The 23,657-nt window shown below is 41.8% G+C and carries 22 protein-coding genes and 1 tRNA gene; 12 read left to right on the plus strand and 11 right to left on the minus strand.

The genetic code is table 11. The annotated features are described in order from the left end of the window. Window positions 1-16: 16 nt before the first annotated feature. The gene (locus ACYVTD_RS00235; protein WP_461245765.1) at window positions 17-1,006 is read left to right on the plus strand and encodes a sugar phosphate isomerase/epimerase family protein; all 990 of its coding nucleotides are present in this window, start codon (window positions 17-19) and stop codon (window positions 1,004-1,006) included. Window positions 1,007-1,163: 157 nt separating this feature from the next. Continuing rightward, a tRNA-Val gene (locus ACYVTD_RS00240) sits at window positions 1,164-1,235 on the plus strand. 12 nt (window positions 1,236-1,247) lie between these two features. On the opposite strand, the gene ACYVTD_RS00245 is transcribed toward ACYVTD_RS00240, so the two are convergent. The 7 genes from ACYVTD_RS00245 to rpoN all read right to left on the minus strand — a co-directional run bounded on the left by ACYVTD_RS00245 (window position 1,248) and on the right by rpoN (window position 7,146). Continuing rightward, window positions 1,248-1,790 carry a flagellar biosynthesis protein FlgN gene (locus ACYVTD_RS00245; RefSeq protein WP_461245766.1) on the minus strand — a complete coding sequence of 181 codons (543 nt, stop codon included), beginning with the start codon at window positions 1,788-1,790 and terminating at the stop codon, window positions 1,248-1,250. A gap of 17 nt (window positions 1,791-1,807) precedes the next feature. Then, on the minus strand, window positions 1,808-2,257 hold the full coding sequence (gene fliS, locus ACYVTD_RS00250; RefSeq protein ID WP_461245767.1) for a flagellar export chaperone FliS: 450 nt from the start codon (window positions 2,255-2,257) through the stop codon (window positions 1,808-1,810). Between the two features lie 79 nt (window positions 2,258-2,336). Then, complete coding sequence (rsmG, locus tag ACYVTD_RS00255; RefSeq protein ID WP_461245768.1) at window positions 2,337-3,029, minus strand: 16S rRNA (guanine(527)-N(7))-methyltransferase RsmG; 693 nt, start codon at window positions 3,027-3,029, stop codon at window positions 2,337-2,339. Between the two features lie 2 nt (window positions 3,030-3,031). Then, window positions 3,032-4,264 carry a dicarboxylate/amino acid:cation symporter gene (locus tag ACYVTD_RS00260; RefSeq protein WP_461245769.1) on the minus strand — a complete coding sequence of 411 codons (1,233 nt, stop codon included), beginning with the start codon at window positions 4,262-4,264 and terminating at the stop codon, window positions 3,032-3,034. 32 nt (window positions 4,265-4,296) lie between these two features. Next, window positions 4,297-5,430 carry a M24 family metallopeptidase gene (locus ACYVTD_RS00265; protein WP_461245770.1) on the minus strand — a complete coding sequence of 378 codons (1,134 nt, stop codon included), beginning with the start codon at window positions 5,428-5,430 and terminating at the stop codon, window positions 4,297-4,299. Window positions 5,431-5,437: 7 nt separating this feature from the next. Next, window positions 5,438-5,728 carry a ribosome hibernation-promoting factor, HPF/YfiA family gene (gene hpf, locus ACYVTD_RS00270; protein ID WP_461245771.1) on the minus strand — a complete coding sequence of 97 codons (291 nt, stop codon included), beginning with the start codon at window positions 5,726-5,728 and terminating at the stop codon, window positions 5,438-5,440. Window positions 5,729-5,781: 53 nt separating this feature from the next. Next, entirely contained in the window at window positions 5,782-7,146 is a 1,365-nt protein-coding gene (rpoN, locus tag ACYVTD_RS00275; protein ID WP_461245772.1) for an RNA polymerase factor sigma-54, read from the minus strand. A gap of 221 nt (window positions 7,147-7,367) precedes the next feature. Between rpoN and ACYVTD_RS00280 the strand changes: the two genes are divergently transcribed. Genes ACYVTD_RS00280 through ACYVTD_RS00290 form a run of 3 tightly spaced genes read left to right on the plus strand, consistent with a single transcriptional unit; the run spans window position 7,368 to window position 11,439 of the window. Then, entirely contained in the window at window positions 7,368-8,750 is a 1,383-nt protein-coding gene (locus ACYVTD_RS00280) for a DUF1015 domain-containing protein (RefSeq protein WP_461245773.1), read from the plus strand. Between the two features lie 42 nt (window positions 8,751-8,792). Next, window positions 8,793-9,620 carry a hypothetical protein gene (locus ACYVTD_RS00285; protein ID WP_461245774.1) on the plus strand — a complete coding sequence of 276 codons (828 nt, stop codon included), beginning with the start codon at window positions 8,793-8,795 and terminating at the stop codon, window positions 9,618-9,620. A 13-nt stretch (window positions 9,621-9,633) separates the two neighbouring features. After that, window positions 9,634-11,439: a hypothetical protein gene (locus ACYVTD_RS00290; RefSeq protein ID WP_461245775.1), complete on the plus strand. Its 1,806-nt coding sequence runs from the start codon at window positions 9,634-9,636 to the stop codon at window positions 11,437-11,439. Between the two features lie 19 nt (window positions 11,440-11,458). On the opposite strand, the gene ACYVTD_RS00295 is transcribed toward ACYVTD_RS00290, so the two are convergent. Continuing rightward, complete coding sequence (locus tag ACYVTD_RS00295; RefSeq protein ID WP_461245776.1) at window positions 11,459-12,523, minus strand: tetratricopeptide repeat protein; 1,065 nt, start codon at window positions 12,521-12,523, stop codon at window positions 11,459-11,461. Continuing rightward, the gene (locus ACYVTD_RS00300; RefSeq protein ID WP_461245777.1) at window positions 12,516-14,261 is read right to left on the minus strand and encodes a hypothetical protein; all 1,746 of its coding nucleotides are present in this window, start codon (window positions 14,259-14,261) and stop codon (window positions 12,516-12,518) included. The genes ACYVTD_RS00295 and ACYVTD_RS00300 overlap by 8 nt, the downstream gene beginning before the upstream one ends. An 81-nt stretch (window positions 14,262-14,342) precedes the next feature. Between ACYVTD_RS00300 and ACYVTD_RS00305 the strand changes: the two genes are divergently transcribed. The 4 genes from ACYVTD_RS00305 (at window position 14,343) to ACYVTD_RS00320 (ending at window position 17,695) form a co-directional block, all read left to right on the plus strand. After that, the gene (locus tag ACYVTD_RS00305; protein ID WP_461245778.1) at window positions 14,343-15,731 is read left to right on the plus strand and encodes a tetratricopeptide repeat protein; all 1,389 of its coding nucleotides are present in this window, start codon (window positions 14,343-14,345) and stop codon (window positions 15,729-15,731) included. Further along, entirely contained in the window at window positions 15,728-16,918 is a 1,191-nt protein-coding gene (locus ACYVTD_RS00310) for a TraB/GumN family protein (RefSeq protein WP_461245779.1), read from the plus strand. Before ACYVTD_RS00305 ends, ACYVTD_RS00310 begins: the two co-directional genes overlap by 4 nt. Before the next feature lie 85 nt (window positions 16,919-17,003). Next, the gene (locus ACYVTD_RS00315; RefSeq protein ID WP_461245780.1) at window positions 17,004-17,285 is read left to right on the plus strand and encodes a CopG family transcriptional regulator; all 282 of its coding nucleotides are present in this window, start codon (window positions 17,004-17,006) and stop codon (window positions 17,283-17,285) included. Continuing rightward, the gene (locus ACYVTD_RS00320) at window positions 17,279-17,695 is read left to right on the plus strand and encodes a type II toxin-antitoxin system VapC family toxin (protein ID WP_461245781.1); all 417 of its coding nucleotides are present in this window, start codon (window positions 17,279-17,281) and stop codon (window positions 17,693-17,695) included. The genes ACYVTD_RS00315 and ACYVTD_RS00320 overlap by 7 nt, the downstream gene beginning before the upstream one ends. 24 nt (window positions 17,696-17,719) lie before the next feature. Here ACYVTD_RS00320 and ACYVTD_RS00325 read toward each other — a convergent pair whose 3' ends face one another. Further along, on the minus strand, window positions 17,720-19,414 hold the full coding sequence (locus tag ACYVTD_RS00325) for an outer membrane protein assembly factor BamB family protein (protein WP_461245782.1): 1,695 nt from the start codon (window positions 19,412-19,414) through the stop codon (window positions 17,720-17,722). 22 nt (window positions 19,415-19,436) lie between these two features. Between ACYVTD_RS00325 and ACYVTD_RS00330 the strand changes: the two genes are divergently transcribed. The 3 genes from ACYVTD_RS00330 to pcnB all read left to right on the plus strand — a co-directional run bounded on the left by ACYVTD_RS00330 (window position 19,437) and on the right by pcnB (window position 22,778). Next, complete coding sequence (locus tag ACYVTD_RS00330) at window positions 19,437-20,621, plus strand: class I SAM-dependent RNA methyltransferase (RefSeq protein WP_461245783.1); 1,185 nt, start codon at window positions 19,437-19,439, stop codon at window positions 20,619-20,621. Between the two features lie 79 nt (window positions 20,622-20,700). Further along, window positions 20,701-21,651 (plus strand): lysophospholipase, encoded by a 951-nt coding sequence (locus ACYVTD_RS00335; protein ID WP_461245784.1) that lies wholly within the window; start codon window positions 20,701-20,703, stop codon window positions 21,649-21,651. Next, on the plus strand, window positions 21,648-22,778 hold the full coding sequence (gene pcnB / locus ACYVTD_RS00340; protein WP_461245785.1) for a polynucleotide adenylyltransferase PcnB: 1,131 nt from the start codon (window positions 21,648-21,650) through the stop codon (window positions 22,776-22,778). The genes ACYVTD_RS00335 and pcnB overlap by 4 nt, the downstream gene beginning before the upstream one ends. On the opposite strand, the gene ACYVTD_RS00345 is transcribed toward pcnB, so the two are convergent. Beyond that, the gene (locus tag ACYVTD_RS00345) at window positions 22,768-23,649 is read right to left on the minus strand and encodes a hypothetical protein (protein WP_461245786.1); all 882 of its coding nucleotides are present in this window, start codon (window positions 23,647-23,649) and stop codon (window positions 22,768-22,770) included. The genes pcnB and ACYVTD_RS00345 overlap by 11 nt on opposite strands. Window positions 23,650-23,657: the final 8 nt, after the last annotated feature.

Below are 23,657 nucleotides of genomic sequence, written 5' to 3' on the forward strand. Positions count from 1 at the left end.
GATATAGGAGGAAAATATGTCAAGACCTGTAACTTTATTTTCTAGGCAGTGGGTTGATATACCCTTTGAGAAATTTTGCGAAAAAGCAAAAGCGTTTGGTTATGACGGGGTTGAAATTGCCTGTTGGGGCGATCATCTGGATTTAAAAAAAGCCGCGACTGATCTTAAGTATGTGGAAGAAAAGAAAAATATACTTAAAAACTATGGTCTTAAAGTTTGGGCTCTTGGAACTCATATAATAGGGCAGTGTGTCAGCGACAGCCACGACCCCCGTTTGAACGCTTTTGCGCCTTCAAACCTTGCCGGAAAAAGCGAGGATATTCGCAAGTGGGCGATTCAGGAAATGAAGTATGCCGCGGTAGCCGCGAAGAATTTCGGAGTAAAAACAGTTACCGGTTTTATGGGCAGTCCCATTTGGGCTTACTGGTACTCCTTTCCCCAAACCACGGAAGAAATGATCAATGACGCTTATGCGGCGGTAATCAAGCAATGGACGCCCATTTTTGACGAGTTTGATAAAAATCAAATAAAGTTTGCGCTTGAAGATTACCCCGCCCAGATTGCTTTTGATTATTACACTGCGGAACGCCTGTTAAAAGAATTTAAAAACCGTAAAACACTTGGTTTTAACTTTGATCCGTCCCACCTTATCTGGCAGGGCGTAAGTCCGCAAGTTTTTATCAGGGATTTTCATAAACAAATTATCCATGTCCATATTAAAGATGCCGCAGTAACCTTGGACGGCAAGGCGGGACTTCTTGGCTCTAACCTTGGTTTTGGCGATTTAAGGCGCGGTTGGAATTTCCGCTCGCCGGGACACGGAGACGTTGACTTTGAAAATATTATCCGCGAATTAAACGCGATTAACTACAAAGGACCGCTCTCAGTTGAATGGGAAGACGCCGATATGAACAGGGAAGCAGGCGCGAAAGAAGCCTGTGATTTTGTGAGGAACATAAACTTCTCACCATCCGACGCGGCTGATGACGGACAAAAAGCGGAGTAAGTTTATAGGACGATTAACTCAGTGGGAGAGTGCTACCAAGCGACCTGCGGTCGCACACTGTAAGGAAGGATTAATCGCCAATAACCTAATTGCATTAGGTTATTGGCGGCAGTGACACCCGGTAGAAGTCACGGAATATTTGAAAAGTTGATTTTGTGGACGATTAACTCAGCGGGAGAGTGCTACCTTCACACGGTAGAAGTCACTGGTTCAATCCCAGTATCGTCCACAAAGTTAGTTTTTATCCGTGTACGTCGACTAGTGAGGCTTTGTTTGAGTTACTGTAGGCGGTTCTGCCGCTTGCGGCGTAGGGGTTGTTTCGCAGGGTTTTAATTTCCTGACGAAGTTCCAGCATACGCTTGGAGAGCAGTTCTTTGTTCTTTGTTGATCTTATAACGGCTTCGCTTTTTAGTTTTTCAAGCGACGATTTAAGGCTGGGTACTTCTTCTTGACCGTCTGAATTTTCCAACTTGATTGCCAAGTTTGATTGGCTCTGCTCGGAGACTACCGAATTGTACATTTCTTCAAGCGGGTCGATAACTTTCTGGATAGAGAAAATATCGGCGACTATTTTTTCTTCGATCTCTACATAGGTTAAAAGGTCTTCGGCGCTGCCGGACTCGATTACATTCTGTTGTTTATCAAGTAAGTCAAGATAAGATTTAAACCTTTCTCTCTGCTGTGACAACAGGATTTTAAATCGTTTTAAAATTGCCACCCTTTGGGCAAGCTCCGTAGAATCAATATCTGTTGTTGTGTTTACCTCTTCAGTAAAAATTTGCATATTTCCTCCCTAACGGTTTATCCGGCAATGTTAAGTCCTACTGCCGTCTCTCTATTTGGATTTTCGGCTGTCTTTTGATTTGCGATCGTACTCCATGTGTTTTTAAGGTCTAAAAGCATATCTTTTACAGTTAACATTCTGTTTATATCTTGATTAATATTCGCTTCTACAAGCTCTCTGTTAAACCATGTATATAGAGAAAAAAGGTTTTTAGCAATCTCGCCGCCATTGTCAAAATCCAGTGAAACAGTTAATTCGGTAATGATTTCCTCGGTTTTTAATACCGCTTTGGATATTTGTTCAATTCTGCCAGGATCTCTTTTATCGTGTATATTTAAATGAAGAAGTTCTGTCGCTTTTGTCAGTTGTTTTACAGCTTCATCGTATAGCATGACGATAAGCTGCCCCTGACCGGCAGTTTTTACTTTGGCTTCTTTATATGATGATGACGCGTTTTTATATGACATTATTCCCCTCAAAAAATTATCGGCATTTTCTGGGATTAATATAACATATTTTCCCTCAGAAATCAGGTATTTGCCAAAATTAATCCGACGGTCTGATAACCAAAAGATGACGTTCCTCCTCAAGAAACGGCGTCTTACATGGAATTATTTCCCAATTTTTGCAGTTTTTTTCTAACGGCGACATTTCCGCCTTAATTTTTTCGCGCCTGCCCTTGTAAGCTGCAATTACGCCCCCTGGGGCGCAGATTTTAAAAAGGGTTTTAAGTAACTTGGTCTCTAGCGGTTTAAAGGCGCGAAAAGTTACAAGGTTAAAACGACCGCTTCCCGCTTTTTCCAATTCGCTTTCTTCTACATTAATGTTGGAAAGAGATAATACCGCTTTTGTGTTGAATAAAAACCCCGCCCTGCGCCCCATTCGCTCGATGAGGGTAAAATTACACTGAGGCAGGGCAATCGCCAACGGAATGCCCGGCAGTCCTGCGCCTGAACCGGCATCCGCTATTTGCGGGGTATTTTCCGTGTGAATATTTTTAATCAGTTTAATAATTGTTCCAAGCGGCGCAAGTGAATCCAATATGTGTTTTATTATCAGCTCATTTGTGTCGTTTGCTCCGACAAGTCCGTATGCGGAATTAAAAAGTTCTATTTCTTTTATGTAATTGTTAAGGAGGGCGATGATTTTTTCACGGCAGGGGACGATGAGGTTTTTTATTTCCTCATCGCTTTTGCAAAGAATATCAATGCCTTCGGCTAATAAATTTTTTCCGTCCATGCTTAAATAAAATGTACCAGATTTTTTTCCTCGATAAAGCCGTTTGTCCGCGCCAGAACATAGGTGCAGAAAGAGTTAAGCATTACATCTATAAAAGCGCCTACAGCCGCCAAGTAAAAAGCCATGGGCTTTAAAATCAGGTAACCTGCGCTGTATGCGCCGCCGCCGTAGGTAAGGCAAAGAGCGGCTAAAGCGATGAATGCTCCGTCACCCGGGTGGCGCGCAAGAACAAAAGAAATTAAAAAGGCGTATATGCCGATAGTGAATAAATCAATCGTACCGATTCTTAAATACGAATAAGACTTAATAATAACAATAAATGCCGCCGCCGCTACCATGGCGCTTCCGCATCTGCAAAAAGTCGCAAATAACGATAGGGATATGGAGCTTGAGCGGCGTCTTATGCCGAAATTTTCTTTTGAATGGCGCATAAGCACTGGAATTGCAAAATTAATGTCTCCGGAAAAGAATGCCGCTATTGCCGGTCCCAAAAAACCGTACAGAATATGCCAAGGATTTGTTTTTGGTTTTAGTAAGTATAAAAAGAGCGGCATTATGCCAAAACACAAAACAATACTAAAAATTCCTAAAAGGGCGATTAAATCCTTGTAAACTTTTGCCTGTAATAAGCCGTGAAAATGCACTGCCCAAAACGCTGCAAGGACAATTAATACGAACCCTAAAATTTCGGAAAAGAAGGAAGCGATATGGTAGAAAATGCGCGAGAGCGAATCTACAAGCGATATAACAGGTTTTGAATAGTTACGGTCATAATCAAGACCTAAGCCAAGAAAGAACGCGAATATACACGCAGGAAAGAGGTATACTCCGCCTGTCGAAATAACGCTGAGCATATTGGACGGGAATATATCAAGCAAATTATCTCCGACATTCAGACTTAACACTTCCATTTGCTCTATTGTTCCTATCGGGATTCTTCCCGGCGTAAAAATCATTGTTACCGTAATACCGATAAAAATCACAATGGCAGACGATACCAAGATAAAAAGGATATTCTTAAAAATGATTGGCCAAAATTGGTCGTCCATGCGGAGTTCATAAACCGCTACCGTTAAAGAAAACACCAAAACGGGAATAACAGTGTAACGCCCTATGCCGATGGCAAATTTTTCAAGCCATGAAAGAGCCGCAAAAACATTTGCGTTATCCGGCAAAAGGAAACCGATTATCATGCCCAAAATTGAGCCAATTAAAAATTTAACCCATATTTTCATAGTTATAGATTAGCGTATTTTAAAAATTTATCCTAGAGCCTGATAATGTGCGCAGTAGTAAGAACCTCGCTCCCTGTTTCGGTAATAAGCACGTCATTTTCCAGCCGGCAACCCCCAAGTAACGGGTCATAAAGCCCCGGCTCTATGGTAAAAATCATTCCCGGCTGCAGTACCCATTCATTATCGCTTGAGTTTCTTATTAACGGAAATTCATGCTCCTGAAGCCCTATGCCGTGTCCCAACCCATGGGGCATTTTCTTTCTTGATTTGGAAAAAAGCGTATCTACCGCCGCCGCAACGTCCTTTGCTGGGCAGTCGTTATGTGTCATTGAGACGGCAAGTTTAGCCGCTTTTTCCACAAGGTTGACAAGTTTCTCTTGCTTTTCGTTTAGCTCGCGGGCAAAAGTGAGGGTTACATCGGTGCTGTATCCGCCGAATTTTACTCCAAAGTCCAGAATGGAAAGTCCCTGCCCGCCAAAGGGGGCGCATGTCCAGCTTGGAAAAGCGTGAATAGCGAAACTCCTATCCGGTCCGGCGGCAAGGGTTCCGAAACTTGTACCTTCGCAATCACGTCTGCGCGCTTCCACCTCGATAAACAACGCAGCATCGGCTTCTGTTTTTATCTTCCCAGATATTACATTTTTTTCCAGTTGATCAATTAATTCGTTTGTGATTCCTGCGGCTTTACGCATAATAGCGATTTCTTCCTCGTCTTTGACGGCGCGCAATTTGTTTATTTCTGCGGCAGCTCCGTTTTCCCTGCAAATAATGTCGTAATCGGTAAGCTCGCTTACATAGTCAAGAAAAGCAGGGTAGGGCGTTACAGACGGAATCTCTATTTTTGCTCCGGCGGGGATACCGAATTTTTTAGCGATAAGGGAGATGGCTTTAACAGGCTTTCGATCAAAATCATTGTAACTGGCGATCATTGCAGGCGATTGCACGGCGTAGAGTTTGGCAAGGTTGATGTCCCATGCTGTAAGAATCGCTTTTTTTTCTACGGAAAGAAAAAGGAGAGCGTCCGCTGGGTGTCCTGTAAGCCAACGGATATTTTGGTCTCGTCTTGATTCGGTGTCTTCCAACATCAGGAGAGATATGCCTTCCTGAGCCATCCAATTATAAATTTTTTCAAGCCGCGCGGAAAAGACAGAAGGATTTTTTTCCATGAAAAACCTATCTTTTTTCCTTCATCTTTTCTTTTTCTTTGGTTATTTTTGTCTCAAGTTTATCAATCATCTTGTCTATGGCTTTGATAAGATCAAAATCTTCCTCGGCAACATGAATAGAAACACCCCAGCGGAAATTTACCGTTGCCTCTACATCAAAATCTTTCTCTTTTTTTAAAGTTATTATTAAATCTACAATCATATTCTCGGCGTTTTTAAGCCTTTCGATTTTTTTATTAAGATATTCTTTTGCGTCGTCGTGCAGTGAAAAATGTACTGCTTTAATATCCAAGTTCATTTTGAACCTCCCAATTTTTATTGCTACAACCTGCGGTCTACAATCTGCGATTGTTACAACTTTCGGTTGTAGGAGGAACCCATATCCAGTTCCTTTCTATATTTTGCCACAGTTCTGCGTGCTAGTGCAATTCCCTTTTGGCTTAAAAGAGCGGAAATTTCCTGATCCGAAAGGAGGCGGTTTTCATTGGAAATTATCTCTTTTATTATCTCTTTTACGCTTTCCTTGGAAAATTGCGATCTGTTCGCGCCTGAGCCGCTTATTGAATTTGTGAAAAAATATCGAATTTCATAAATTCCCCATTCCGTCTGCATATATTTGCCATTTGCGGTGCGGGAAACAGTAGTCTCGTGGACATTAAGCTCTTTCGCTATGTCTGCAAGTGTAAGCGGGGCGAGGTATTTTGGACCATTTATAAAAAATGACCGCTGAAATTCAAGTATTGCATTTGCAACCCTTATCAATGTCTGGTTTCGCTGGCTTAAGTGGCTGATAAAAAGTCGCGCTTCCCTTATATTTTCCCGCGCGAAGTCCCTTGCCGCTTTGTCAGTACTATCGCTGAATTTCTCAAAGTTGCGATTAATGCCTAGAACGGGAAACGCCTCATCATTCAGATTGATTGTAAGCCCATCGTCATTTCTGATAACTTTGATGTCCGGTACAACATAGCGTACCTCGTTGGAGGCGAATGTGCGACCGGGGAAGGGATAAAGTTTTTTTATGTATTCGCAGATGATGCGGATTTCTTCTTCGTCGTCAATGCCGATTTTTTTAGCTAGAGCGCTGTATTTTTCACGCTCTACAAGATCAAGGTTATCCAAAATTTTTTCTATTACGGATATTTCGCAGGGAGCGTCGCCTAACAGTGCGATTTGTGTAAGGAGCGATTCCCTGTAATCGCTTGTACAGCACCCCGTAGGCTCAAGCCCCCTTACCAATTCCATAGCTTCGGTGAGTCTTTGTTGCGGCTGTGTAAATAAACTTTCCGGTTTTTCTTTGTGAAAGCCGTCGTCATTTAAATTTTGAATAAGCGTCTCGGCTATTTTCCGTAACTCTTCATCGACAGGTTCAAGTTGTAATTGGCGTAACAGGTGTTCCTGTAAAGTTTCGGGACGCGAAAGCACGCCTTCTATAAAACGGTTGTGTTCTTCCGCCGCTTGAGCGCCGCGCCGCCCGGGGTCAGAGCTGGTTTCAAAATATTCATATACTACTTCTTTTGGTTGCGTCTCTTCTTCGGCGTTAAGGGTGACTGTGCTTTTATCTTCGACTATTTCCAAAGCGGGGTTGCGTTCCAACTCTTGCTCAATTCTTTCGCGCAAATCTACAGCCGGCAATTCCATCAATTTAATGGATTGAAGCAACTGTGGGTTCATTTTGAGGTGTTGTTCCTGCGCGAAGGACGGACGCTGGTACTGCATAACTATATATTATAGCGTATTTAATATTTTGTAATCTCTAAAAACTTCAGTTTTTAGAGATTTTCATACCCAAGGGAGAAAATTGCATTTGTGTAATTTGTTATACCATAAAGGTTTAGCAATTTTCTCCAAGGAACCTATGAAAACCCAACCGGGGTTTTCATAGGTTCCATTTTTCAATTATAACTGACATTAATAAAAAAAACTGATAAAATACCCTTATGGATTATCAACAGAAATTTAACCAACTGGGACTTGAAGTCCCTTTTATTCTCCTGCCAAAGTCCGCGCAGTCTTCTCCGTCAGAACTGGCAAAATGGGCTGTAATTGCGTGTGATCAATTTACGCAGGATCGTGATTACTGGGAAAAGGCAAAAACAATAGCCGCAGGTTCGCCTTCTACTCTTAATTTGATTTTTCCCGAAGTATTTCTTTCCGATGACGGAGTCGCTAAAAGGATTGCCGATATACACTCAACAATGAGGCGTTATCTGCAAGAAAATGTTTTTGCCCAACCTAGGCAGGGATTTATTTATATCGAAAGAGACACTCCGTATTATAAAAAAAGGCGCGGCTTGATTGCCGCTGTCGATTTGGAACAGTACGACTGGCATCCGCAAGCCCGCCCTTTAATCCGTTGTACGGAAGGCACTGTTCCTGAACGCCTGCCCCCGCGAATGGATATTCGCAGAGCCGCGCCTCTGGAACTCCCCCACGTTCTATTGCTTATTGATGACGAGACGGAAAGTATCCTGTCCGCCATTGGCGAACAAGTAAAAAATACGGCTCCCTGCTACAGTACGCCTTTAATGATGGATTCCGGAAAGGTGACGGGCTGGTTTTTGGACATTGAAAGCGGCGAAAAATCATTATCTTTTATTGCGGAAAAATTTGACGAGCTTTATAAACGTTCTACGGGGCGTTATGGCGGCGAAGGGAAGCCATTTCTCTTTGCGGTAGGAGACGGGAATCATTCTCTTGCTACGGCAAAAGGTATTTGGGAAGAGTACAAAGCTGAACATTCCAAGGTGGGGGACGCGCTTCCCGTTCACCCATGCCGTTACGCGCTTGTAGAAATAGAAAACATCTACGACCCCGCAATTCAATTTGAACCGATACACCGCCTTGTCTTTGACGTTGGTTTTGATGAAACCTTAAAAATTCTTTCGGCTCTGCCAGATTATTCCTGCCGCTGCGTAAACAGCGTACATGAGCTTGCAAAGTTGTGCGCGAAAGAGCCGCAAAAACCCGCCGCAAATCACTTTGGCGTTATCTCGCAGGGACGTTATGCGCTTATCGAGACTTCTGCAACTGGAATCGCTACCGCCTGCCTTCAGCCGCTGTTGGATAAATACGCAGGAGACAACCCTCAATTAATCGACTATATCCACGACGAAGAAGAGTTGTTCCGTTTATCGGGCGAGGGGGGAAAAGCGGACACAAACCGCAAGGCGGCTGGTATTTTATTGCCGCCTGTTCAAAAATCAGGGCTTTTTGAGACTGTCGCCCGACTTGGTCCCCTGCCGCGAAAGAGTTTTTCCATGGGACATTCTGTTGAAAAGCGTTTTTATTTTGAGTGTAGGGGATTGTTCCAGTCGGTATAATTGGGGGTTGGATTCTTTTAAGAATCATGCTATAATATTTATATGTATTTTCGTAAAAGAAGTATTTTATTATTTTTTATGTTTATTTTAGCCTCTTTATGCGCGGTTTACGCCCAAAGGGTTCCAGTTGTGGGTGTTGCCGCCTTTGACATTGCGGGAGGCGGCGTTACAGCCGCAGATGCCGCAAGTATAACAAATAAGGTAATTTCAGAATTAAATTCATGGGGAACTCTCAGCGTTGTGGATCCGTCAGGGGCTGAATATATTATCCGAGGTACGCTTTCCAAAAGTGGCGGTAAGTATGTTGTGTCGGCGTCAACATTAAGCGCTGGCAACAAGAGAACATTAAATGAATATTTTGAGCAGGGAAATACGGTAAACGGTATTTCCATTACCACGCTCTGCGCCAAGGCTGTTGAAAGAGTTCCCCTGCCTAATTATCTGCTTGGGACATGGCAGTCTACTATCAATATGCCTGACGGTCCTGTAGTATGCATTGTGGAATTTAAATCTGACAGAAGCGCGCGCGTGGAAAGATTTGATACATGGGAACACAAACAAAATAACGCCTTGCGCTACGAAGGATACGGAAAAGGCGATTATTCCTATGCGGGATACGCGAACAGGATTATAACAGTTAATTCACGGCAAATCAGAATAGATGCGGTAATAAACGTCAATTTGGAATTAGAGGAGACTGTGTCGGAACAAACAAAAGTTGATATTAAAGGCATAAGTATTGTGTTTAACGCCGATAAAACAACTTTTGAAATAGTTAACGGCTCGTTGTTATGCGGCAGAAATTTTGACGGACCTTCGGTTTATCCTGCCGCTGTTATTGGTTTTTCGCAGTTTATAAAAATCCGTTAGTAAGGAAGATAAAATGATAAAGAACAGAATTGTTTATTTTAATATGATGATATTTTTTCTTTTTTCTCTGACAGGCTTGGCGGCGCAACAGAAAACAGCGCAGAAAACAGATAAAGTAGACATGGAAAAAGTTCTTGTCGGAGCCGCGCCGGTTTGGGATACGCAAATTAATGATACAATTCGTGGAACTCCGCACTTGCAAGCCAGTTCTGTTGTTCTTGCGGGAGAAAAAGGAAGCGTTAGGTCATTTTTTATGAGCGGTACGCCTCTTTGGGATTTTAACGCCAGAGGGACAGCCGTTCCGCATATTGCGCGTTCTTATGAAGCTGCCAGTTATGTTTGCAATACCGACGGTGTTTTTATGGCAATAAATCGCGTAGGACGGGAACTGTGGCGCTTAAAACTTGACAGACCTATTACTCACCCGCCTGTTGTAGGTTGGGACGGAAGACTCTATATTTCCGTTAATTCCGTAATGACTTGCCGCACAGCGTCGGGACATTCTCTTTGGACAATAGATTTGGGAAGTCCGATAGCTTTTCCTCCTATTCTTGACAGAACGGGAAGCGCGGCGACAGTTCTTCAAAATATGGACTTTATTAAAATAAGTCAATTTAGCCAAACAGAACGCATTAAGTTGGACAGGATTCCTGTTTTAATTGTCTCTTTAGATGAAGGAGAGAAAAAAAGTTATGCGCTTATGTATCAATCAGGCGAAATGGAAAAAATAGTCCTTAATGAAAAAGCAAAAGAAGGAAGCAGGCTTTCAAAATCAAGTTTAAGAAGACTGCCTGGACAGCCTGTAGCCGCCGCAAGCAGGGAAGATCGTTTTGTCGTAACATTGAGAGACGGAAAAGTTCTGTGTCTTAATGCCGGTGGCAATGTTATTTGGACAAAAAACAGCCATGAAGCTACAGAAGAAAGAGGAACAGGTAATATTTCCTCCGAACAAACAGCGATGATGTTTGATGAAAGAGGTATTTATACATTAACGATACACGGCGTTAGTTCTTTTGCTCCCGAAGGAAGACGTCGTTTTGTACATAGGTTGAGTTTTGAATGTTCGGGTATTCCGGGTTTAAGTGATGAAGGTATACTTTATGCCTGCGGAAGGGATAATGTACTACGGGTTTACAAAATTGACGTAAAAGAGCGGAGTATTCCGCGTCATAAATTTTATGGTCCTGAGCCTGAAGGCGATTATGGAATGGGTAACCCTCCTCCTTCGCCGTGGGTTGGACAGCCCAGCCGTTACCATGATATTGAACAAGACAGAACCTACGAAGAAATAGCGACTATTATTCAAAGCGGACAAATCGGAGAAAATGAACCTGTTTATGTCGCGTATATTATGGAGATGGTAGGCTTTTTTATTGGTAATCCTCATTATTCCAGAGTACGCCCGGAAGTTAAACCAGAACAACGCATCAGGCTTTTAAAATTATTGGCTCTTGTCGGTTCAAGGGAAACTATTCCTTTCCTTTGGAATATATTCGACGTTGACCCAGAGCCGTCTGTACGCAGAGCCTGCGCCGACGCGATTGGCGTTATTGGTGTAGACCCTACTGGAAGATCGTTCTATTCATATAATTACCTGCTTACGCCGAATAATCCAAATAATGATCCTCAGCTTGTATTGGCGGCTTCGTCTTCAATTGCCAAACTTTGCCGTTTTTCGGGTCCTCCGCTGGCTCCGGAAGGGATTCGCGTTTTGCGCTATTTTTCTAATTTAAATACAGTGCCTAACGGCGTAAAAGAACAAATACGCAATGAACTTGACGGGTTGTTTAAAGAAGGCTTGGATAAGCTGATTGAATAGGCTGATCGTTTAAAAGCGGTCAGCGTTGCAGGCGCTTTGCAGAATCAAAGTCCGCGGCGGCGCTTTCGTTGTTTCCCATAAATTGAAAGATTTTTCCCCTGCTTGTATAGGCATCAGCGAATAAGGGATTTATGGCAAGACATCTGTTTAAATCCGCAAGAGCCTTGTCTAATTCATGTTTGTTGTACCATGCGTTTGCGCGGTTGTACCATGCGACGGCGTAATCGCTTTTTATTTTTATTGCCTGCGAAAAATCCGTTATAGCCTTATCATCGTCTTCTCTTGCGTACCATGCGCTTCCGCGCCTGTTCCAAATTACCGCATTTGCCGGTTCAAGGGCGATAATTTTGTCGCAGTCTTCTATTGTTCGCGTAAAGTCTCCCGTTTGATAATATGCATAAGAGCGATTTACAAGAGCGTCAACATATTTTTGATTTATCGAAATTGCGTGCGTATAATCTTCTATAGCAAGATTCATTCCGTTAAATTTGTTTCTTGCGGCTAATTCCGCTCTGGCAAATCCTCGGTAGTTGTAAACTTCCGCTTTTTTCCCGTCAAGTTTTATAGCTTGTGTATAATCGTCAATGGCACGATTGTATTCGCGTTTTTTCAACCACGCGTTTCCGCGTGATATATAACTTTGCGCAAATCCGCTATAACGGTTTATTGACATTGTAAATTCCGAAATAGCTTTATCAAAATCGGAATTACGGTAAAATTGCTCTCCCGCTAAGTAAGAAATTAAATAGGGGTCTGCGCCCAGCTGTTTTAAAATATCAAGATCAGGGTTTTCAAAATTGACGGGATCAATCTCTGAAACAAGCACGCCCATTCCTCGAAGTCTGCCTAAATCGGATAACGATGATAACGGACGGGAAACCGTACGCGACTCAAGAGCCTGCTTTTTGATTTCAGATTCAATAATAGCGGCTTCTTCTTCTGTTTCTTCGGCAATTACAGGTTCTTCAATCTGCAGAACTTGAGTATCTTTTTTTTCGCATTTAAAAAGAATACAGCATAATACTATTATTAATATTATTGCCAAAATACCCGCAAGTAAAAGGATAAACTCACGTTTATTCAACAATCGCTCCCGCTTCGGAACTTTCTTCGATAGATTCCACTACCCTGTAAATTATTCTTACGTTTTCCGTAGTTACACGATGTCTGAGTTTTAGTATAAGAGTTTGCTCTTCAGGATAGTATACCCACCCCGATGAGTCGTAACGTTCAAACTGGCTGTCTGTTCTCCAGTCCATGCCGTGAATTTGAATTCTTAGGAAAGGACGCACTCCGCGAATAATAATAAAGTGAGCCATGCTTGCCGGAAAAGAAACAGAGACGTTAAGATTGCCGTCTGCGGAGTAATATGCTCTGGCAGTCGGAGAAACAGTCCACGCCCAAATTCCCTCATTTGTAAGCCATGACGCTCTTGGGTAATAATCCGTAGGATTCAAAATATTGTGGAGTCTTCCGGCGTTTCCGGTTGTAACTGCCGATATAATCAAGGAACGCCCTATCCCCGCCCATTCGGTATTTTGAGTTGACTCCGCCCAGAAAACTAAAGCTTTTCCAAGTCTCATGCTATATTCGGAATTATTACTTTCCTGACTTGACGCATAAACGGCGTCTTTATCTACGTCGCGGTTTAAATTATCTGAAATAAGCGAAAGCATCTGACTTGTCAGATGTTCAATCGGGTTAGTTGAATCGGTTCTCCATCGTTTTAAATCATAATAAACTTCCAATAGCCCCGGGCAATAATCGGAAACTAACATATCAGGACTGGCGTTATTAATTATGTTGATTACTTCATTTGCAAGGACTAGATTATTCCTTGTAAAAAGGAAATCAAGAATGTGTTCTTCCTTTAAAAGGGCTAACGATTTTTCTTTTACTAAACGATTAATCAAACTGTTTTTTTCATTTTCATAAGAAACTAATGAACGATACGCATTTGCCGTTCCTCCGACAAATGCAGCCGATCTATAACTTTGTTTTGGACTATTTATAAAATTGACGGGGATTGATTCTATCGCGTTTACATAATTGCCGCGTAAAAGCGCTTGTGCGCTATATGCGATTATATCATCTTCATACTGTAAACCTGCAGTGTTTTGATTCCAGCGGTTGTAATTTTCGGTTTGCCAATTTTTTAAAATACTGTCGTAATTACCTACCTGCGTAATTATGTAATCCGCCGGATCAAACGCTCTGTGTTTGCCTTTAGATCTATAAGATATAAATGAGCTGTCCCTTGAAAGCGTAAGGTAGCCTTTTTCCAACTCTTGTCCCAAACTGCTAAAAACATACCGCATACCGCTGTACATAATTCCAAGCTGTCCTGAATCCTTTATAAGGGAAGAACGGCGGGGAGAAACCGGTATTGTAATTTCGGAAATATTTGACGCAAATTCCGCATTAATATGCAGTTCCTGTCCGCTTGCGGAACTAATTGAGCTAAAAGAAATTATTGTTCCTTCGGGTAAAATAAAATTAACTGAATTATCGCTTAGTAGCATCTTTTGCGGGTTTACCGGCATATTTGTTCCGTTGACGCCTGTCAGAATTAGACCTTTTCCTCGTTCTTCTTTTAATGAAAAATCAAGCCCGCCGTAGAAGATTTTTACACCGCCTGTAATATCCTGCGCTTCCTGTTCCGCTGATTGTTGTTTTTCAAGGTAACGCCCTCTTATGCTCATTCCTCCTGTCGAAACAGAGAAACTTCCCATGTTGGAAAATTGTAAAATTACCAATATACAGAATACTATGCAATAAAGCGATGCAAGACCGATTATTCGCGATGCTAAAGGCTTTTTCATAAAATATATCAACCCCTTTGGTAAAACACGGCTTTTAATGTAACTTGCCGATTTATTGATTATTGTATACTATATATTAACATGAAAATAGAATTCAATGGAAGCAGTACATTTCCCCGTTGGCTATTGCTGTTTTTTCTTATTTTACGGCTTTCTCCCTCTATTTGGAGTCAACAAAACGATACAGAAGCCATTCTTGCAAAGGTTGCTGGTCATCTTGCCCGTAAGGAATATTCTTTAGCTCTGGAATTGTTTGACAAACTGCCGCCAGAACGCCAAGAAACTACTGATATTCTTATTATGCGGGCTACAATTTTGAACGCCGCAGGCAGAACCGCCGACGCTAAAAAGATAGCAAACGCCATTGTAGCCGCCGACGCTAAAAACACGCAAGCCCTAATGATACTTGCCGATGCCGCCGCTATTGAAGGCAAAGAAAAAGACAGGCGGGCGTTTCTTGACAAAGTAATTGCGACTGAGCCGAACAATGTAAGAGCGCTGAATGATTTGGCTAATATAAACATTAAAAACCAAAACTTGCGCGTTGCATCAAATTATTTTGACAAAGTCCTGTCCGTAGAACCCGATAACGGAGAGGCTTTAGTAGGCAGAGCGGTAATTTATCGGTATACAAGAGAGCCAAAGAGCGCAGAACGTCTTTTAAACCGCGCCGCAACGATATATAAAGATTGGGCAAGACCGCTTCATGAAAGGGCAAGACTTTATAAAAGCGCAGGTTTTAATAATGACGCGCTTGAAGATTTAAAAGCGGCTCTTGCAATTGAACCGGATAATTATATGGTGCTTGTTGATTGCGGAGAACTTTTAATGGAAATGAACCAAAAGCAGGAAGCATTAAAATATCTTAACAAAGCTATAGAAATTGAACCTGATGTTTTTATGGCGTATATTTACAGTGCCGCTATAAAAGACGAGTTACGCGATTATGCAGGCGCAGAAAAAGATTATTCTGTTTTGGTAACGTTAAAATCGGATTATTATTTTGGATTTGAGGCGCTTGGCGTTCTTAAAATGAGAAATAAACAGTGGGCGGCGGCAAGAGACGCTTTTCTTGCCGCTTACAAGCAAGCGCCAAAAGAATATTCTTATGCGCTTTTAGCCGCAATAAACTGGATGCGTGCCGGCAGACAAACAGACCCAAAACAATTTTTGGCGCAAGTGCTTCGTACAGTTCCAAGAGATACGACGGAATACGCCGTTATAAGGCTTTATCATGATCTTTCAGGCGATTCCAGCGTAGTTACACTTGTAGAAAATGAAAAAAACTTTTATACAAAATCGCAAATGCTTTTTTATCTTGCCTCTTTTTATGACATCAGAGGAAATAAAACATTGGCGGACAAATATTATTTAATGGTTAAAAATCTTAATTCGGTAGGTTCGGTAGAATGGCAGTTAAACGAAATGATGATTGCTGAACGCGGTCTTGGCGTAAAGGCGGATAAATGAGCGATAATACAACGATAGTTTTGTTGAATGGAAATGAATTTAAACTGATAGGGACAGCGCATGTTTCACGCGAAAGCATTGAAGAAGTGCGGAATATTATCTGTGAAGAAAAACCCGATATGGTCTGCGTAGAGCTTGATCAAGCGCGGTATAATTCAATCACGCAAAATGATAACTGGGAAAAACTTAACTTGACAAAAGTTTTTAAAGAAGGCAAAGGATTTCTTTTAATAGCGAATCTTGTTTTGGCTAGTTTTCAACGCCGTCTTGGAAACGAGTTAGGAGTAAAACCCGGCGAAGAAATGAAAATGGCGGTACAAGCCGCTCAGGAAATGGGATTATCATACAGTCTTTGCGACCGTGAGGTGCAAACAACTTTAAGCAGAGCGTGGTCGCGCTGCGGTTTCTGGAGCAAGGCAAAATTATTAGCCTCTCTTTTAGCGAGCGCTTTTACAACGGAAAAATTAAGTGAAAAAGAAATAGAAGAATTAAAAAACAAAAATGAGCTTGACGGCATGATGAGCGAGCTTGCAAATTACTTGCCCGCAGTTAAAGAAGTTTTAATAGATGAGAGAGACCGCTATCTTGCCGCGAAAATATGGGCGTCCGTACAGCATAAAACAAATCAAAGAATTATCGCGGTAATGGGAGCGGGGCATATTCAGGGTATTAAAACATATCTGGAAAAATTAAGCAAAAGCGAAGAATCAACAGATGTAAGCGGATTGGAAAAAATTCCTCCGGCGGGTTTGTTTTCCAAAATAGCGCGATTTATTATTCCTGCCGCCGTTGTCGCGCTTGTAGCCGCCGGTTTTTATCGCGCTGGAGCGGGGATTGGTCTTTCCATGATGCTTCAGTGGGTATTGTGGAACGGCTCTCTTGCGGCTTTAGGCGCAATCATCGCCCTTGGTCATCCGCTTGCGATTATTGTGTCTTTTCTTGGCGCGCCGATAACTTCGCTAAACCCGTTTATCGGCGTTGGAATTTTATCCGGTATTGTTCAAGTTGCGTTAAAAAAACCGCGAGTCTCTGATGTTGAGCAAATGACGGAAGACGCGACAAGCATTAAAGGCGTTTACCGCAACAGGATTACAAGAGCGTTATTGGTGTTTTTCTTTTCCAGTCTGGGTAGCTCTATTGGCACTTTTGTCTCGATACCAGCGATTATAGGCAAATTTTCAGGATAATTAGCCGTTTTTAAAGCTAAAAAAAATGTCAAAAAATCCCCAAAACCCCTTGACTTTTTCTTGCCCTTGTATTACAATCTGTAATATGAAAGCAAATTATGTTATTAACGAGGTTATTACCACTGCCAGGCTTCCCATAGAAATAAGGAATAAGCTCCTTATCCTTGCCAGAATTAAAAATATGACAAAATCCGAGGTTATCATTAAATCTCTGGAAATGTATTACGACCGTGAGGAAGGCGATATAGACTCATTTTCTCTGGGCGAGAAGGTTTTTGGCAAATACGGCTCCGGAGACGGCGACCGCTCTGTTACCTATAAAGAACGGATTAAGAAAAAACTTTCAGACAGGATGAATGCTTGGTAGATTCGGTTCTTATAGACGCAGGTCCTCTTATTGCTCTTTTTGACTCAAGCGATAAACACCATCGCAAGATATGTTCTTTTCTTAAGGAGAACCCGTTTAGGTATGTAAGTACGGTTGCCGTGTTTACGGAAGTTTCCCACATGCTGGATTTTAATACTGCGGTACAGCGGGATTTTTACGAGTGGGTGATGTACAAGGGAGTAATTATCAGCGATATAAATCAAAATGATTTACTGCGTCTTATAGAACTGACAGATAAATACTCCAGTCTGCCTATGGATTTTGCCGATGCAACTCTTGTTATTACTGCGGAAAAAACCGGTATCCGTCAAATTATCAGCATAGACAGAGACTTTGATGTTTACAGGCTTCCCGGTAAAGAACAGATTGAAAATATTTTTAAGGTATGAGCTTGTCCGCTATTAGACCGCCGCTTATTTTCCGTTAAGAGAATCAAGTTCTTTCTTTGCCTGTTTCCTTGCCGGCGGAGGCTGATCGGCTGTGCATAACATATTCAGTATTTTGATGCCCGTTTCGCTTAACGGCGGTCCTGAAAAACGGCACAAAGCACCAGTTGCCACCGCTATTGATGTCAGTATTTGATCATCTTTTACGCTACCGTCGTAAATTAACGACTGTAAAAATGTTTGAATCGCAATTCCCTGAGGATCTACTCCTATGCTTCCTATTGCTTTTACGGCTTCCGATCTTATTAATGGCTCATTATCATTTTTAAAAATATTTACAAGCCAGGGAATTGTTTCCTGTGAGCCTATTTTTCCCAAAAGTTTTATAGCGTCAATTCGCAGAGTAATATGATCCTGTCCTGCGGAAACTGTAAGCAAGAAAGACGTCCATTCATGCTCATTTACTCCGACTCTGCCTGAGTTTATTCCCTGAGTAATTTGTTCAAGTTTTATTTTTTTTTCTTCTTCGTTAAAAGGAATATCAAACTTGTCAGGAATTAACGGGCGTCCCATTCCATAATTACCTTCCGGTATTGGTCCATACAGGGCATTTTTTACCGGCATAGCGCGATCTTCTATTTTATATGAATAAAGAATCCAGTCTTTTCCGCCTGAATATAATACTCCGTCGTTTCCAAAAGCGGGTATTGCGGCGGCGTTTTGCAAGTTTGTAAACCAAAGCCTTCTGCCGTCAGCGGTAAAACCCGCCGCTCCATTTTTACTTAAAACATAAATTCCCCTTTCATCAAAAAGCATTTCTGCTTCCATCTCTGGTCTTCCGCCTGTTTTAATCATTTCTCTTATGTGGCTGTCGCCTAACCAAACTATTTCTTTTTTATTTATTGATATAAACGCTATTCTTCCGTCATTCATGGTAACGGCTATATTGCCATTTCTTTCTATTGCCGCAAGCGGAGCGGAAGGAAGTTTTGGAAACTCAAGAAAATTATTTTTATTTAATGAAGACTGATTTTCGCTTTTCGCCGCATTTATTGCTTCTATTGTTCCGTCTTTGTAAAAAGCATAAATAAGCATTTGCGCCGTTGAAACAAGAACGGCTGGAGTATTTTGAAGCGTCCATTTATTGGCTCTCCCAAAATGATCAATATGGTAAACTTCGTTATTGTTTAAAGCGAAAAATATACCGCCTCCGTGATCCGTTTTTGGCGCGATAGAAAACGGCGCTTCAAATCTTATTGTCCATAAAAGATTTCCCGACGCTGTGTAACAAAGAATCTTTTTTTCAATGGGAACAAACAATCTGCCGTCCCAACCTGTAACCACTCCGGCGCAAAGAGCGGAACCCAAATCGCGCCGCCATAATTCGCGTCCTGCGCGGTTAACCGTAATTAAAATGCCGTTAGTTCTAGAAAAATAAGTTGACCCTTCTCTTGAGCGCGTAACATAAGGGCTTATTTTCCCCCTTGCCGAATAGTTCCACAGTGATTTTCCCGCCGTAGAGTACGCCCTAATGCTTCCGCCGTCAAGGGCGACAACCGCAGACTGCGCCTGAACAGAAGGCAAAGAAAGCACCGCTCCGCCCAAAGCCTGCCGCCAGAAAGGGTCGCTTGTTACAAGACCCTGCTCGCGGGTGTTGCCCTGAGAAAAAGCTGAGACAGCGGAAAAGAAAAATAAAGCGCAATATTTAAGGAAAAGTTTCATTATTTTAAGTATACTACATTTAATGGCAATTGGAGATGTATACAAATTACGCCTTGAAGGTATTGCGCCTGGGGGAGACGCGCTAGGTCGTCTTGAGGGTAAGCCTATTTTTGTAGAAAGCGGCGCGCCAAATGAGACTGTATGTTGCCGTATTGTACAGGAACATAATACATGGGCAAGGGCGGAATTATTGGAAATTATCGAGCCGTCTCCTTCGCGTATACCGCCAGTTTGCGCTTTTTACGGCAAATGCGGCGGTTGTAATCTTCAACATATTGATTATGAAACCCAACTTTCTGTAAAAACCGCTATTTTAAAAGATTCGCTTGTGAGGATTGGAGGATTACAACCGCCACAGACGGAAGTTGTTTCTTCGCCGCAATGGGAGTACCGAAACAGAATGCAGTTTCATTGTTTAAGGCAAAAAGTAAAAGGCAGTGAAATACACCAATACGCTCTTATGGGACGCAAGAGCGGGGAAGTAATACAAATTAACGATTGCCCTATAGCTGTTGCGGGTATTAGAGAACTTTTAAATGTCCCAAAAGGTAAAAAAAATGAAGAAAACAAATTACCCATTCCGATAGAAAAAGACAGGTTTACGGTATTTTCCAAAGACGATGTTTTGTTAAGCGAAGGCGGCAAACAGAAGGGAAAAATTAAATTGCTGGAAAAAGAAATTTCTCTTGATACAAGTTTGTTTTTTCAGAGTAACTGTTTCATGCTGGAAAAACTAATTACAGAGATTCGCGTAATTGCCAAAGATGCGGATACCAATAAGCCTATGGCAGATTTATACTGCGGCGTAGGGACATTCTCTTTTTATTTAAAAGAAAGTTTTCCTAAAATAATTCTTGCGGAAGAAAACAAAACCGCTGTAAGCCTTGCGAGGGAAAATTTAAGAGGAACCGACGCTGAGTTTTTCGCAGTCCGCGACACAAATTGGCAGAACGATCTGTTGCGCCGAAAAGACTCGTTTGGCTTTGCCGTTGTTGATCCGCCTAGGGCGGGGCTTGCGCCGAAGACGGCGGAGGCATTGGCGCGGGAGGGACCGCCTGTACTCGCCTATGTTTCCTGCGACGCCGCTTCCCTTGCCCGCGACAGTAAAATTTTGACAAATGGCGGATATCAAATAAAAAAACTTGTCTTTTTTGACTTCTATCCGCAGACAGCTCACATAGAAAGTCTGGCTGTTTTTAAAAGATAATCAGAGTTGTTCGGAAAACAACTGGGTTTTCGAACAAGTCTATTATTGTAATAAACACCCTTATCCGCTACAATTAGTTATGCTTCAGGACGAAAGTTACTTTGAGAGCCACGACGGGACTAAACTTTACCTTTATCGCTGGTCGCCTGAACAAGGATGTAAGGCAGTTTTGCATATAGTTCATGGAATGGCGGAGCATGCGTTTCGTTACCGTCGCCTTGCTGAAAAATTAACTCAGTCAGGAATAGAAGTGTGGGCGGCGGATCAGCGCGGACACGGCAAAACCGCTAACACCGACGTAAATGAGCTTGGAAAGGGAGGGTTATTAGGGCATTGCGGCGACAATAACAGCATAGCCTGCGTAACCGCTGATGTTCATGCCCTTAACGATGAAATCCATAAAAAAATACCGAATGTCCCCTTATTCCTTTTAGGTCATTCATGGGGTTCGTTCATAGTACAAAATTATATGGAATATTCAGACAATTTAATAATTAACGGATGTATTTTATCGGGTACAAAAGGACCAGGTGATTTTATGATAATGGCGGGAGTGCCGTTAATGATGCTTATAGCTACATTAAAAGGACAGCGTAATGTTTCCCGTTTTGCCATGTCGTTGGCAGATGGAGCTTATAACAAACCGTTTAAGCCAAATCGCACCGCATATGACTGGCTTAGCCGCGATGAAGAAGAAGTAGATAAATATGTAAATGACCCATTATGCGGATTTCTGTGTTCTTCAGGGTTCTACAGAGATCTTGTAAAATTATTGTATAACATTCACCGTCAAGACGCGTTGGCAAGGATAAAACGCTCTTTACCGGTGTATGTATTTTCGGGAAGCGCTGATCCGGTGGGAGATATGAGTAAAAGCCCAACCGCTTTAGTTGACGAGTACCGAAAATTGGGAATAAATGACTGCGAGTTTGTGCTGTATCCGGGAGCCAGGCATGAGACATTAAACGAAACTAACCGTGAGGAAGTAATGGATAATCTTCTTTCATGGATAAACAAACATTGTGAATGAGATACAGATATTCAACCGGAAAAAACGGTAAACCGGTAAAAAAAGCGATTATTTACACGCGCGATGAACACGGGATAAATTTCGCCGATGTCGATAACGAAGCTATAGACATTATAAAAAAATTAAAAAACTCAGGCTACGATTCCTATATTGTAGGAGGGGCGGTAAGGGATTTAATACTTGGGAAGAAACCAAAAGATTTTGACATTGTAAGCGCCGCAAGTCCCACCCGCATTAAAAAAATCTTTCGCAACTCAAGAATTATAGGAAGACGCTTCCGTCTAGTTCATGTTTATTTCGGCGAAAGAATTTTTGAAGTTGCTACCTTCCGCTCTTTAAAAGACGGACATACCAGCAATACCTTCGGAACAATAGAGGACGATGTTCTTCGCCGCGATTTTACAATGAACGCTCTTTTTTATGATCCCGAACAGCAAATAGTCGTGGATTATGTAAACGGCATGAAGGATATAAAAAACAAACAGGTAAAAAATATAATCAATCTTTCTGATATTTTTACGGACGATCCTGTAAGAATGATCCGCGCCGTAAAATACGCGGCGACAACTGGTTTTACTATTCCATTGAATTTAAAGATGAAAATAACAAGCCAATCAAACCTGCTTAAAACAATTTCTCCTTCGCGGCTTACGGAAGAAATTTTTAAAATTATTAATTCAGATAAAGCCGGCGCTATCGTTGATATGCTGGATAAAATAGGACTCTATTCTTACCTGCAACCGCAAGCGGCGGAACTTATGCGTAAGAATGCAAATTTCAGGAAAAGTTATCTGCAAACAATGACGGCTTTAAAAGGAAGGGAAAACCCGCGAGGACAGGCTATATCTTCTCTTTTTCGCGACTACCTTGAAGGCGCATACGAATGGAAACAGGGTCCGATTGAAAACTACAAAGATATTTGTAAAGCCGTCCGTACTTTTGTGCTTCCCATGAATCCGCCTCGGTTTGAGCTTGAATCCGCCATTAAAAAGTTTCTTTCCGCTAAGGGAATAACAATTAAAAGGATCCCATATAAACCTGCGGCGGAAGGAGAGAAGCCCGTCAAAAGAAGACGTCGCAGAAGAAAACCAAAATCAGAATCAGCTAATGAGGAGACTACTCAGTAATTTTATCTATAATTATATTAACTTCTTCTATTAATATTCCTGTGTAACGTTCGATATTATCTATTATATAACGCTGTAAGTCATGGATATTACCGCCAAGCTGAATACCGTAAGGGACATCTATGGTTATAACAAGCCTGTAACCCATTTCGGCATCTTTTACAAGTATTTTTTTTATTTTAATATTCGGGTTGTATTCATCAACACAGTGAATAACCATTTGACTTAATGCGGATTGAGAAATAATTATTTTTCCGCGTTTTGAATATTCAGGGCGCACTACGGATTTTTCAAGCATGGTAGGGACAGGACCAAGTCCCGCAAGTAAGTCTCTTGGGTTTCCTTCCGGCGCGACGCGCTTTTTGAAAATTTTTATAGCTTCATAAAAAATATTGGGATAAGTTCTTTTTACTTCGATGGACAGTACGGGGATAACATGCTTTCCTTCTATGCGCCTTGTTCTTAATGCCCTGTCTATTTCTTCCTGTGTGGCTATATCTTCTATTTTTATAATTTTTTGCGGAGGAGGAAGCTGAAGGCGCGCCGCTATTTTATGAACCATTTTTTCGGAAGTTCCAAGAAGCAGAATACGTTTAAATTTTTCGCTTTGCAATTTTCGTGCGACTTCATCTCTGTGGGATTTCTCGTCAAAAAGAGCGACTTTAACCGCCGCAAGGAATGTATGTTCTTTTTTTGCCGAATGACCGGCTAATATACGGTTATCCTTTATTAAAAGACCGTCGTCAATAATAAAATCTATTCTGTATTTTTGCGCGACAAGTTTTGCGCGAAAACTTTTGCCTGTCCCGCTGTCTCCGATTAGAGCGAAGACTTTTTTCCGTTTTAAAATAAACAGAAAATCAAAAATCATCGCTCTTT

This window comes from Treponema sp. R6D11 (assembly GCF_054786075.1).

Bases quoted from the DNA above. Each gene is read 5' to 3' on its own strand.
- ACYVTD_RS00235 (WP_461245765.1), top strand. From the start codon at position 17: ATGTCAAGACCTGTAACTTTATTTTCTAGGCAGTGGGTTGATATACCC.
- ACYVTD_RS00245 (WP_461245766.1), bottom strand. From the start codon at position 1,790: ATGCAAATTTTTACTGAAGAGGTAAACACAACAACAGATATTGATTCT.
- fliS (WP_461245767.1), bottom strand. From the start codon at position 2,257: ATGTCATATAAAAACGCGTCATCATCATATAAAGAAGCCAAAGTAAAA.
- rsmG (WP_461245768.1), bottom strand. From the start codon at position 3,029: ATGGACGGAAAAAATTTATTAGCCGAAGGCATTGATATTCTTTGCAAA.
- ACYVTD_RS00260 (WP_461245769.1), bottom strand. From the start codon at position 4,264: ATGAAAATATGGGTTAAATTTTTAATTGGCTCAATTTTGGGCATGATA.
- ACYVTD_RS00265 (WP_461245770.1), bottom strand. From the start codon at position 5,430: ATGGAAAAAAATCCTTCTGTCTTTTCCGCGCGGCTTGAAAAAATTTAT.
- hpf (WP_461245771.1), bottom strand. From the start codon at position 5,728: ATGAACTTGGATATTAAAGCAGTACATTTTTCACTGCACGACGACGCA.
- rpoN (WP_461245772.1), bottom strand. From the start codon at position 7,146: ATGCAGTACCAGCGTCCGTCCTTCGCGCAGGAACAACACCTCAAAATG.
- ACYVTD_RS00280 (WP_461245773.1), top strand. From the start codon at position 7,368: ATGGATTATCAACAGAAATTTAACCAACTGGGACTTGAAGTCCCTTTT.
- ACYVTD_RS00285 (WP_461245774.1), top strand. From the start codon at position 8,793: ATGTATTTTCGTAAAAGAAGTATTTTATTATTTTTTATGTTTATTTTA.
- ACYVTD_RS00290 (WP_461245775.1), top strand. From the start codon at position 9,634: ATGATAAAGAACAGAATTGTTTATTTTAATATGATGATATTTTTTCTT.
- ACYVTD_RS00300 (WP_461245777.1), bottom strand. From the start codon at position 14,261: ATGAAAAAGCCTTTAGCATCGCGAATAATCGGTCTTGCATCGCTTTAT.
- ACYVTD_RS00305 (WP_461245778.1), top strand. From the start codon at position 14,343: ATGAAAATAGAATTCAATGGAAGCAGTACATTTCCCCGTTGGCTATTG.
- ACYVTD_RS00310 (WP_461245779.1), top strand. From the start codon at position 15,728: ATGAGCGATAATACAACGATAGTTTTGTTGAATGGAAATGAATTTAAA.
- ACYVTD_RS00315 (WP_461245780.1), top strand. From the start codon at position 17,004: ATGAAAGCAAATTATGTTATTAACGAGGTTATTACCACTGCCAGGCTT.
- ACYVTD_RS00325 (WP_461245782.1), bottom strand. From the start codon at position 19,414: ATGAAACTTTTCCTTAAATATTGCGCTTTATTTTTCTTTTCCGCTGTC.
- ACYVTD_RS00330 (WP_461245783.1), top strand. From the start codon at position 19,437: ATGGCAATTGGAGATGTATACAAATTACGCCTTGAAGGTATTGCGCCT.
- ACYVTD_RS00335 (WP_461245784.1), top strand. From the start codon at position 20,701: ATGCTTCAGGACGAAAGTTACTTTGAGAGCCACGACGGGACTAAACTT.
- pcnB (WP_461245785.1), top strand. From the start codon at position 21,648: ATGAGATACAGATATTCAACCGGAAAAAACGGTAAACCGGTAAAAAAA.
- ACYVTD_RS00345 (WP_461245786.1), bottom strand. From the start codon at position 23,649: ATGATTTTTGATTTTCTGTTTATTTTAAAACGGAAAAAAGTCTTCGCT.